General features: G+C 32.6%; 10 protein-coding genes. 7 read left to right on the top strand and 3 right to left on the bottom strand.

The features are described from left to right. The first annotated feature begins 186 nt into the window (after positions 1-186). The 3 genes from ACXAHM_RS15745 to obgE all read left to right on the top strand — a co-directional run bounded on the left by ACXAHM_RS15745 (position 187) and on the right by obgE (position 2,800). A complete protein-coding gene (locus ACXAHM_RS15745) occupies positions 187-711 on the top strand; it encodes an RNA polymerase sigma factor (RefSeq protein ID WP_474961514.1) in 525 nt (174 codons plus the stop codon). Positions 712-853: 142 nt separating this feature from the next. Continuing rightward, positions 854-1,426: an adenylate kinase gene (locus tag ACXAHM_RS15740; protein ID WP_474961512.1), complete on the top strand. Its 573-nt coding sequence runs from the start codon at positions 854-856 to the stop codon at positions 1,424-1,426. 267 nt (positions 1,427-1,693) lie between these two features. Further along, on the top strand, positions 1,694-2,800 hold the full coding sequence (obgE, locus tag ACXAHM_RS15735; RefSeq protein ID WP_474961509.1) for a GTPase ObgE: 1,107 nt from the start codon (positions 1,694-1,696) through the stop codon (positions 2,798-2,800). A 121-nt stretch (positions 2,801-2,921) separates the two neighbouring features. On the opposite strand, the gene ACXAHM_RS15730 is transcribed toward obgE, so the two are convergent. Together ACXAHM_RS15730 and ACXAHM_RS15725 are read right to left on the bottom strand one after the other, a co-directional pair. Continuing rightward, positions 2,922-3,401 carry a Dps family protein gene (locus tag ACXAHM_RS15730; protein ID WP_474961506.1) on the bottom strand — a complete coding sequence of 160 codons (480 nt, stop codon included), beginning with the start codon at positions 3,399-3,401 and terminating at the stop codon, positions 2,922-2,924. 262 nt (positions 3,402-3,663) lie between these two features. Continuing rightward, on the bottom strand, positions 3,664-5,742 hold the full coding sequence (locus tag ACXAHM_RS15725) for a S9 family peptidase (protein ID WP_474961502.1): 2,079 nt from the start codon (positions 5,740-5,742) through the stop codon (positions 3,664-3,666). Between the two features lie 273 nt (positions 5,743-6,015). Here ACXAHM_RS15725 and ACXAHM_RS15720 point away from each other — a divergent pair, with 273 nt between their 5' ends. The 3 genes from ACXAHM_RS15720 (at position 6,016) to ACXAHM_RS15710 (ending at position 8,226) form a co-directional block, all read left to right on the top strand. Further along, positions 6,016-6,423, top strand: a complete 408-nt coding sequence (locus ACXAHM_RS15720; RefSeq protein WP_474961499.1) for a hypothetical protein — start codon at positions 6,016-6,018, stop codon at positions 6,421-6,423. Between the two features lie 139 nt (positions 6,424-6,562). Further along, positions 6,563-7,855, top strand: coding sequence for a DUF2851 family protein (locus ACXAHM_RS15715; protein ID WP_474961497.1), 1,293 nt, complete (start codon positions 6,563-6,565; stop codon positions 7,853-7,855). 74 nt (positions 7,856-7,929) lie between these two features. After that, the gene (locus ACXAHM_RS15710) at positions 7,930-8,226 is read left to right on the top strand and encodes an ArsR/SmtB family transcription factor (protein WP_474961493.1); all 297 of its coding nucleotides are present in this window, start codon (positions 7,930-7,932) and stop codon (positions 8,224-8,226) included. On the opposite strand, the gene ACXAHM_RS15705 is transcribed toward ACXAHM_RS15710, so the two are convergent. After that, the gene (locus tag ACXAHM_RS15705; protein ID WP_474961489.1) at positions 8,223-9,587 is read right to left on the bottom strand and encodes a BamA/TamA family outer membrane protein; all 1,365 of its coding nucleotides are present in this window, start codon (positions 9,585-9,587) and stop codon (positions 8,223-8,225) included. The two genes, ACXAHM_RS15710 and ACXAHM_RS15705, sit on opposite strands and share 4 nt — an antisense overlap. A gap of 355 nt (positions 9,588-9,942) precedes the next feature. Between ACXAHM_RS15705 and ACXAHM_RS15700 the strand changes: the two genes are divergently transcribed. Then, positions 9,943-11,985 carry a PP2C family protein-serine/threonine phosphatase gene (locus ACXAHM_RS15700; protein WP_474961485.1) on the top strand — a complete coding sequence of 681 codons (2,043 nt, stop codon included), beginning with the start codon at positions 9,943-9,945 and terminating at the stop codon, positions 11,983-11,985. Positions 11,986-12,064 lie beyond the last annotated feature (79 nt).

Raw genomic sequence — 12,064 nt, 5'->3', positions numbered from 1 at the left:
TTGGCTACAATAGGTTCTAGTACTATTAATACCTTTTATGTGATTCTTATAATTTTAGGGGGGTCTAGCTACCACTTAAAAGGACCTAATTTAAATTAATTATCAGCGTGTAACTGAAATATTAATTTTCTATCGTAAATTAATACTCTGTACAAGCGAACAAAACTATCATTTGAAAAGTAAACATTGAATACTCAAAATCAAATACATAACATTTCTGAAAAAGAGTTCAAAGATCTGTTTGATAAATACTACGAAAGCATTAAAAGTTTTATCTACTACAAGATTGGAGATATCGACCTATCAGAGGACATTGCACAAGAAACTTTTGTGAAGTTTTGGGAGTCGAAGGAAAAAGTAATCCTTGAAACTGCTAAGACCTACTTGTACACAATTGCCAACAATATCATGCTTAATCATATTAAACATGGTAAAGTGGTATTACAATTTGAACAAAAACAAAACAAAAAAGACGGTGAAGTAGAAACTAATCCAGAATATAAAATGGAATTGGATGAGTTTCAAAAAACATTGAATGAAACTATAGGTGCTATACCTGAGAAGAGTAGAACCGTTTTTCTGATGAATAGAATTGATGGTTTGACTTATAATGAGATCAGTGAACGTCTTGATGTTAGCGTGAAAGCCATCGAAAAAAGAATGTCAAAAGCATTAAGCATTCTTCGAAAAGAGTTAAATATCTATATTTAACCGCATATACACTTATTTCTAACAAAAATAGCGATAATTATCATTAGAAAACTTTGATACATTTTCGTATTTTTGCCAACTCGGATAAAATCCTCTTTTATTCGGTTTAAATTTTATAACAAATAAACATACAATATAAGTTATGATCAATCTTGTATTATTTGGCCCTCCAGGTGCAGGAAAAGGTACTCAAAGTGACATGATTAAGGAAAAATATAACCTTGTTCACTTGTCAACTGGTGATTTACTTCGTGGTGAAATCAAAGCAGGTACTCCACTTGGAATCAAAGCTAAAGAACTAATGGATCAAGGTCAATTAGTTCCTGATGAGGTGGTTATTGGTATGATTGATTCTAAAATTAAAGCAAACAAAGAAGGTAACGGATTTATTTTTGACGGTTTCCCTCGTACAGTTGCTCAAGCGGAAGCATTAGACGGCTTAATGTCTTCTAACAATATCGCTGTGTCTGGCATGATCGGATTAGATGTTGATGAAGAAGAATTAACAAAGAGAATCTTAAAGCGTGGTGAAACTTCAGGTCGTACAGATGACCAAAACGAAGATTTAATTCGAAACCGTGTAAAAGAATACAATTCTAAAACTGCTCCTGTAGCAAACTTTTACGATGCTCAGGGTAAATATAAAGCAATCAGTGGTGTAGGTTCTATCGAAGAAATCTTCGGTAACTTATGTTCTGCTATTGATAGCTTATAATTCTCAGTTTTTGAGATAGAATGAAGGGGGTATTGTTCTAACAATACCTCTTTTTTATTGGTAAGAACTTGATAATTGGGTAATTATTGAATAAATCATTGATTTTTATCTACTTATTCCAATCAGTTGTTAATAATAACCTTAGGATTTAAGTTCTTTACCTAACTTTGTACTTTGGCTTTATAGTGAGTATTGCATCGCTGCATTTTTGTCCTGTGCACCTCCCTCTCTTAAGAGCCTTATTATTCGATATTTAGCATAGAAAAAATGGCTTCATCAAATTTTATAGATTACGTAAAAATATTTACTCGTTCAGGTTCAGGTGGATCTGGCGCTGTATCTTTTCGTAGAGAAAAACACGTACCGAAAGGTGGTCCTGACGGTGGTGATGGTGGAAGAGGCGGTCACATCATCCTTAAAGCTGACAAACAACTTTGGACGTTATTGCACTTAAAATACCGTAAACACGTTCATGGTCACAATGGAGAAAGTGGCCAAGGTACTGGTAAAAGTGGTGCTGAAGGAGAAGATATCATCCTTAATGTACCTTTGGGAACAATTGCCAAAGATGCAGAAACAGGTGAAAAAATATGTGAGCTTACGGAAGATGGACAAGAAATCATCTTAATGAAAGGTGGTCGCGGTGGATTAGGTAACAGAAACTTTAAAACTGCTACCAACCAAACACCAAGATATGCACAGCCTGGTGAAGAATGCCAAGAAGCTTGGGTTATCCTTGAATTGAAAGTATTAGCAGATGTAGGTCTTGTTGGTTTCCCTAATGCAGGTAAATCTACATTACTTTCTGTTTTATCAGCGGCAAAACCTGAAATCGCAGATTATCCATTTACGACAATGGTACCAAACTTAGGTGTAATTTCGTATCGTGATAATCTTTCATTCGTAATGGCAGATATTCCTGGTATTATCGAAGGGGCTGCTGAAGGTAAAGGTTTAGGTATCCGTTTCTTAAGACATATCGAACGAAACTCGGTATTGTTATTTATGGTACCTGCAGATAGTGAAGATGTTGCACACGATTACCAAGTATTAGTCAATGAATTGACAAAATACAATCCTGAGTTATTGGATAAAAACCGTCTTTTAGCTATTACAAAAAGTGATATGCTTGATGATGAGTTAGAAGAAATGATCACGGAAACATTACCAGAAGGTGTTCCTCATGTATTTATTTCATCGTTAGCTCAAAAAGGTATTCCTGAACTAAAAGACATGCTTTGGGAAGCTATCAACGAAGGTGTTGAAGAAGAACCTGAAGTTTTTGTTGAAGAAGATTACGACCCTCTTCCTGATTATAATCCTTACCAAGATCGAATTGATCTTGAAAATGAGGCAAATGAAGACGAGGACTAAAGAATATAAGAGGCAATTTCGAAAGAGATTGCCTTTTTTTGTAAACACAAAGAGGTTATCCCAATCAGGAATAACCTCTATTCTCTTCAATCTTACTATATATTACTAATACTAAAGTGTCTTATTTCAACCAAGCAGCTAACATCCAAATCGTCTTCTCCTGCTCACTAATCAACTCAGAAAGTAAAGCTACTGTTCCTTCATCGCCTGCTTCTCCTGCTTGCTCAATAACAGTTCTTTCGATTTTTAATAATGTTGATAAGTTGTCTACCACTAATTCAACTGATGCTATGTCTGTCACGATATTTTTTCCTTGTTTGATTTCTGATGTTTCTAAATAATCTGAAAATGTATGCAAAGGTTGAACGCCTAATGTCAAAATTCTCTCTGCAATTTCATCCACACGATCATTTGCTCCTGTGTATAATTCTTCAAATTTCGCATGCAATTCAAAGAAGTTTTTACCTTGAATATTCCAATGTAAACCTCTTAGGTTTTGATAATACATCTGGAAATTAGCCAATAATGTATTTAATCCATTTCCTAAATCTGAAGCTTTTTCTACGTCTATTCCGATAATGTTTAATGCTACTGTATTCATCTTAATCTATATTTTAGTTTCCTTGTTTCCGATTGATTACATAGCAAAGGTGGGTGATTTTAGTTATAAATAAAAATCATAACTTTCTATATTGACATAAGAAAAAACTATACATCATTCTACTAGAACAAGTCTTATGCAAAGCGTGACTTGTACTTGTCAGTTATAATATGTCTGAGGACTTATAGTTAGTATAATTCAAAAAAATAGGCACAAATCTCCATTAAATCTAAAGACTTGTGCCATTGTTTATTCTTCTACTTTATCTATCAATAGCATGCATCTTATTAGGAGCAACTATTGCAAAGATTGTCGCATATTCGAATGCAACTTCTTTAAAGCGTTGAAATCTTCCTGAGGCACCGCTATGTCCAGCATCCATATTTGTTTTCAACATAATATAATTATCACTTGTGCTCTCTTGGCGAAGTTTTGCCACCCATTTTGTTGGTTCCCAATATTGTACTTGCGAATCATGTAAACCAGAAGTGACCAACATATGTGGATAATTTTTCTTTTCTACTTGATCATAAGGTGAATAAGAAAGCATATAGTCATAATATTTTTTCTCATTAGGATTACCCCACTCATCATATTCGCCTGTGGTCAATGGTATAGATTCATCCAACATCGTTGTCACTACATCCACAAAAGGAACATCTGAAATTACGAACTTATATAAATCAGGTCTTTCATTTACTACCGCACCCATTAGAAGTCCTCCAGCAGATCCTCCATTAATGACAAATTTATCAGCTGAAGTATATTTTTCCTGAATCAAAAACTCTGTACAAGCAATAAAGTCAGTAAATGTATTTTTCTTCTTCAACATTTTACCGTCTTCATACCATGCTCTACCTAAGTCTTCACCTCCTCTGATATGTGCAATTGCAAAAGCAAAACCTCTTTCCATCAAACTAATTCTTGATGGTGAGAAAGCGACATCGTATGAAATTCCATAAGAACCATAACCTGTCATGTATAATGGATTTTGACCATTTAATTCAAATCCTTTCTTATAGACTACTGATATTGGAACTTTCACTCCATCCTTTGCGGTAGCATACAATCTTTTTGCCTCGTAATCTTGAGGATCAAATTTACCTAAAACCTTTTGTTGCTTTAATAAGGTCTTCGAACGGTCTACCATATTGTAATCGTACTCTGAGTATGGTGTCGTTAAAGAATTATAGCCAAAACGTAGGATATCTGTATTAAAATCAGGGTTCGTTCCTGACCAAGCACTATATGTTTCTTCTCCGAAATCAAGATAATGTTCTGACTCATCCTCCCATTTTATGATACGGATATGAATCAAACCATCTCTTCTTTCTTCGATTACATAAAAGTTTTTGAAAATATCTAAACCTTCAAGTAGCGTATCTTCACGATGTGCAATCACTTCTTCCCAATTATTTCTATCAGAAGTATCAACATTAGCGGCTACTTTCATCAAACGGAAGTTTTTAGCTTTCCAATTTGTCACGATATAAAAATGATCTTCAAAGTGAGATACACTGTACTCATGTTCTCTCTCTCTAGGTATAAATGCCTTGAATTCACCGAATGGATCATCCGCTTTTAAAATTCTAGTTTCTGTTGTCAATGTAGAACCTGATTCAATTGCCAAGTAAGCTCTCGATTTAGTTCTTCTTACACCAATCCAGAAAGTATCATCTTTTTCTTCATATACCATTACATCCTCAGATTGTGGAGTACCTAATATATGTCTCCACACTTTATCAGGACGTAAAGTTTCTTTATCTTGTGTAGTATAAAAAACAGTCTTTCCATCTGCAGCCCATACTGCATCTCCAGAAGTTTCTTCTAAAATATCCGAAAGATTTTCTCCTGTTTTAATATCTCTAAAACGAACGGTATATATTCTACGTCCAACAATATCTTCAGCGTAAGCCAGCATATTTTGGTCTTCACCTATCGTTAAACCACCAATTTTGAAATAAGATTTATCTTTTGCTTCAATATTAGCATTTATCAAAATTTCCTCTTCAGCTTCTAAAGATCCTTTTTTACGACAGTAAATAGGGTACTCTCCTCCTTCGACATAACGTACATAATAATAATAATCTCTCGCCTTATACGGTACTGATTCATCTTTTTCTTGAATACGTCCTTTAAGCTCTTCAAACAAATTTTCTTCGAATTGCTTATGTTCAGACATTACATCATCGATATATTTATTTTCAGCATTTAAGTAATCTATTACTTCTTGATTTTCTCGATCACGCATCCAATAATATGGATCAACTCTTTGGTCACCGTGTTTTTCTAAAACTTTAGACTCTTTACGAGCTATTGGGGCTTGGATATTCTTATTCATATTTCATTATTTATTCGTACAAAAATAAGCAGTTATTGAAATAAATAACCCTTTCAACAACCTTTTATTTACAGAATTCAAAGAATTTCAAAAACGAACACATTATCTGTTCATACTTTTAAAATACTGTTCGTTTTCGAACGTGAATTTAAGTGAATTATTAACAAATATTAGTTTATGCAACTAATAATCAGTTAGTTATATTTTTATGGCACGGATATAGAATCTATAGTAGTGTGTCAAATTAATTACTAAAAAAATAACTTAAATATCATGAAAACTATTTTCTTAACTCTTACAGTATTAATCTCTAGCTTTGTTTCAGTATTTGCAAACACATCAGATTTAGAAGCACCAGCATACGAAGGAAGTGCAAAGCTTGTAAAAATGGTTGAAAATGCTGACAAGAATGATTGGAAAACTTTAAAGAATGCCGCACAGTTAACTATCAACTGGAACGGTGATCTAGAGTTAGCAAAAGAATGGGCTGATAGAGCCATCGCAATTGATAAAAATGCTTTGACGTTAGAAGTTCTTGGAGATTATTATGTAAGAGTTGGAAATGTAGAAAAAGCTACTTCAACTTATTTTGAAGCGTTAGAAAAAGGCGTCACAAATCTTGAAGAAGAAGATATTCATAGATTACAAAGAAAAGTTCTTGTGTATGCAAGATTAAAATAAAAGTTCTGAACTATCGTTCATAATCGAATACAAGCTGAATACTATCATAATTCCTAGTAAGCCAAGTGGTTAGTTTTGCCACTTGGCTTTTCTTTTTTATCTTCGAGTATCATAAACGATTCAAACTAACGATTCTCTCATGCAAGAAAACTTTTTGTACTTCATCTGGAAGTTCCAATACTTCCAACATTTTAATCTTATTACAGACCAACAAGAAACACTTGAAATCATCTCTCCTGGCATTCAAAATTATGATGCAGGCCCAGACTTTTTAAATGCTCATATAAAAATAAATGGCATTGATTGGTATGGTCAAGTGGAAATGCATATCAATACCTCTGACTGGAATAAGCATAAACATTCTTCAGATCCTGCCTACCAAAATGTCATTTTACATGTAGTCTGGAAAAATGACTGTACTATACAGAGAACTGATCACTCCTATATTTCATCTTTGAGCCTTGAAAATAATGTTCATCAAAAAGTCTTTAGTAGTTATTCTAATCTTGTTAAAAATCAATCCATTATCACTTGTGAAAATCAATTAGATCAGATTGAAAGGATGTATAAAATTGCAATGCTTGATCGTGTTTTCATGGAAAGGTTAGAAAGAAAAGCAAGACATATTTTAAAGGAATTAGAACAAAGTAATAGAGATTGGGAAGAATGTACTTACCGTACATTATTATCTTATTTTGGTTTTAAAGTGAACAATGATGCATTTCAAAGATTATCGAGAATTGTTCCTTTTAGGCTTTTAAAACTTCACTCTTATCAACCTATTCAAGTAGAAGCTCTTCTGTTTGGCAGTGCTGGTTTTTTAGATCAACTTTCTGGAACTAATTATGAAAGAAAATTACAATCTGAATATCGTTTTTTGAGTCATAAATACAATATTTCAGAATTGAAAATGCAAATTCATGAATGGAAATATCTACGATTGAGACCTGCTAATTTTCCTACCTTAAGAATTGCTCAATTATCGGCGATACTCTCCAATATTCCTCACCTTTGCTCTGCCTTTTTACATATTTCATCCAAGGAAAGCTTTTATCGATTTATGAGTTATCCTACTTCCGAATATTGGCATCAACATTATCATTTTAATAAAAAATCAAAGAAAGAAATTAGTCCTTATATTGGTAAGTCAGCATTACAGTCTTTACTGATTAATGTAATTATTCCTTTACAATTTGCTTATGGAATGGACAAAGGAGATAATCGATATAAAGAAAAGGCAATTGAACTACTAGAATCTTTACCTCCAGAAAATAATAAGATTACGAAAGCTTGGAAAGCATTGTCTATTAAAAATAATTCTTCTCTTGATTCACAAGGTCTTATTGAACTTTATACTAATTATTGTCAGGAAGACAAATGCCTAGAGTGTAGTATAGGCACACAAATTTTAGGATTCAAAAATAAGCGTTAACACTTCGATACATGAACATGTAATCATAAGTATGTATATTTGTCATATTCCATCAAACTGAATAATAGTAGAATATGTCCATAGAACACGATAAAATTGAGAAAGCTGCTTTTATTTTAAAAACAATTGCACACCCTGTACGTCTACGAATTTTAGAACTTCTAGATTGTACCAATCGCTTATCAGTAAGTGAAATCTGTGCAAAATTAAACTGTGAGCAGTCACTAACTTCTCATCATTTATCTAATATGAAATTAAAAGGAATTCTTTCTTCTCAAAGAGAAGGAAAAAACATCTATTATTCTTTAAAAGAAAAAGCTGTTGTCAACATCATAGCATGTTTAGATGATTGCAACTGCAATATGGGTTAAAGATCCATGGCATAGTAAAAGTATAAACCTCCACCTTTTCCGTGACGATTGAAAGAATATTCAAACTTCAATACTGAACTATAGAAAGTGACAAAGTCCATACCTACACCATATCCTAAAAGTGGTGTATTTGTAAATTGAGCATTTGATGGTGCTACATCTGGGAAATGAGCATACCCTGCATCGATATAAGCTTTGAATAAAATGTCAATAGGTACTCTTTTCGCATGTTTAGATTTTAGAATATTCTGAAAATTAAATGCTGTAGATAATGCTCTAAATCGAAGTTCATTTTTTAATACCCCTGCATTTTGTCCCTCAATTACATAATTATCATATCCTCTCACAAAAAGACTTCCATACCCAATAGCACGCATATCATTGTAAGGTACTTTCTCTGGAAAGCCTAGTTTACCTGCAAACCCAATTGTATAATAGAATCGTTGTATCTTATCTAAAGGTAAAAATTTATACAATGACCAATCAATGGTCAAAGTATTTAAATCTCCGAATATGCCCAAACCCTTTTTCTCTAAGCCTAGCTCAATAAAGTAACCATTCATAGGATAGCTTGTAATATCTCTTCTATCTCTAGTATAAGTATATCCTAATGAGAAATATTTTAATTCCGTTCTACCTTCTAAGAAAAAATCAGGATTTAACATCGCAACAGTATCTGCCACCCAATCACTTGTAAATTCTAATTTGATATTATGATGATCATAAAATCCATAACGCTTACCAAAATTGATGATACCATTCCAGGTTCGTCTTAAGACCTCAGTATCTTTTTGGACTTCAATAAATTTATTTTCTTCCGTGATGTAAGCAACAGTAGTTTCTTCTTTAAAAGTACCTCTAAATGAAAGAGATGTTTTTTGTTTTTTATCAATATAAGGAAATGAATATCCTAAGCTAAACTGTCTTGAGAAACCTAATTTTACTAAAAAATCTAAAGTCTCATTTCGGCCTCTCATGTTTCTTTGTTTGAAATCTAATCCATATTGGATACGACTTAGGTCAGCATCTCTGTTATTCCACCATTCATTAAAACTCCTATCGGCAAGTTCAATTAATGGGACAGGCCATGTGTACCACCTCTCAACCAAAATAAAGTCTATACTTATTGAATCAACTCCCATATGAATCACCATAACATCTACAGTTTCAAAAAGTTGAGTATTAAAAACTTTATTTCGTTCAGAAGTAATAAATTCTTTGATATTTTTTTTAGGTATTAATCCACCTTCACGGATGTCCAGTTCTCTATAAATGATTTGAGGTTTTGTTTTTTTATTTCCAACAAAATTTATCGTATTTATATGGACATAACCGATCGTATCCTCTTCGTATCGATCCAAGCCAGTCAATAATAAGTCATTTTGAGCTTGAACAAATAAACTAGAAGATAAGAAAAAGGCTAAAAAAATTATCTTAATAACCCATGTAAAATTTGGGGATCTATATATATTTGTTTTGTATTTAACCACAGAGGCTTGTCAAAAAAAACCAAGCAATTTAATCTATCCGTAATATTGTCACGATAAAGATAGAAAAAGCACAATTAGTCAATTATATTTGTAATAAGTCCTTCTAGAAATTATCTAGATATGAGAATACTAATATAATATGTTTTTAGAGGTGACATATATTATACCAATAAATTTTTAATATTTAAAGACAGATATCATTAACAAAGCATCAAAAATAAACGATATGTTCAATTACAAGAGCATCAAAAGAATCGGCACGATCGCATGTATCGTAAGTTGGATTCTACTTTTGATGATCGGTGTACGCGAACAATATCTAACAGACTATAATATTGCTCATGCTCCTTTTCCAGCATTTGTAAAAGGACTTATCCTTAATATATGGATTATTTCTTCATATTTTCTGATTTGGCTTTATTTTCAGCCAAAAGAAAGGGATTTTCAAGGGTTATTATGGCAAATTTTTGTTGTTGCTTTACTGTCTACATTACTTAGTATGGGCGTAAATCTACTCTTAACATGGTTAAGAGATGAATTGAAATATGATTTACCTTTCCTCTATGCTATATTTTTCCATGTCGAATTCTCACTTTTGATGACCTTATTGATTAGTACTTTTGTAACATGGAAAAAATTAATTCTATTTGAACAGACACGTTTTACACATTATACATGGTTAGCATTTGAAATATTTCTAGGTCTTACAATGATTGCTCATTTTGTAAGAATAGGAACAATCAATGATGTTTATTTCAAAATCCCAATAGCTTTTTTAATTATTTGGATCTTAATGATCTCAGTAAATGTACGTTGGGTACCCCATTTGAACTTCCAGCAGAAGGTGCAAGGAATATTCAAATTGGCTTTTATCATGTTAGCCTTCAGTTATTTTGTAGCAAGTTTTAGGTTCTATTTTTATGAGCAAGCTCTAATTAGTGATGACCTCATAAAGAATTTATTTCCTGTTACATTATTTCTTTTTGTTTTTGTCTACGCAGCATCTTCTACCCTTTTCATGCTCTTCAGTTTACCTACATCTTCTGTTTTTGAAAAGAAAGAACAAGAGATTAGTAGCTTCAAAGACTTGAGTTTGGCTGTTCGAGATGGGAAGAAAGATACCGATGTGTATAAAGTGTTATTGCATAGTTCTTTAAAAAGTATACAGGCGGATGCTGGTTGGATTATTGACAATGATTTTAATGTCAAAGTCATTTATGGAATTGACAAAGAAGATATTTTGATTGTGAATCAAGATCTTAAATCTGCTAATTATAATGGTACTCAACCTATTAAATTAAATTTTCAACCTTACTTTAGAAAAGCGAATGTCAATCGAAACTATCGTTCGATTTTAGCGATTCCAATTTATGTTGATACTGATGTAAAAGGATCTCTAGTATTAGTGAAAAAACTTCACAATGCAATTGATTCTGTAATGCAATCTACTGTAAATACTTATGTAGCTCAGGCTGGTATTGCTTTATTTAACCTTGACTTACTTTCTAATGCAGTAAAGAATGAGGTGTATAAAAACAGTATGCAAATTGCAAAACAAACGCAAGAAGCCTTAATGCCTAAGAAACAAGAAATCAACGAAAATATTGAGGTCTTTGTCACTTGGGAACCTGCAATTGTAGTTGGGGGTGATTATTATGATATGCATCGTCTTAATGATCATGAAGTAAGCTTTATCATTGCAGATGTATCGGGTAAAGGACCCAAAGCAGCTTTCAACATGGCACAAATGAAAGGTATCTATCATTCATTAGCCAGAGAGGAAGGTATTAAACCTGATGAATTTTTTACCAAGGCAAATGCGGCATTAACAGGCTGTATCCAAAGAGATACCTTTATCACCGCCACTTATCTTCATATCAATACAGAAGCACAAAAAGTGGATTATGCTAGAGCAGGACATTGCCCTACACTTTATTATAGTAAAGAAAAGAAAGAAGCTACCTTCTTAGACAATAGAGGTCTAGGTCTTGGTATCGTTCGTAATAAATCGTACAAGAAATTTATCCATAATCATGAAATCAACTATCAAAAAGGCGATTTAATGATTCTATATACTGATGGTATTACAGAAGCCAGAAGTAAAAATGGTGTAGATGAATATGGTTATGATTACATGAAAGAAATTCTTGAACAGAATGTCGATAAACCATTAAAAGAAATTGCGAATACGATACTGGAAGATATCTATGCTTTTATGGGTAAAAAGGCAATGGATGATGATTTTACGCTATTAATCATACGTCTTTAAGCCACTTCTAAAAAATCTCTCTTTTTTTTCTTCAACAGATCGTAATATCTTACCTCATTCTTCTTAGTTCATCCTTCTT

The organism is Flammeovirga sp. AWQ4_249 (genome assembly GCF_056161045.1).
Note: the sequence above shows the minus strand (reverse complement) of the source record. Positions and strands in the feature narration are given on the sequence as shown.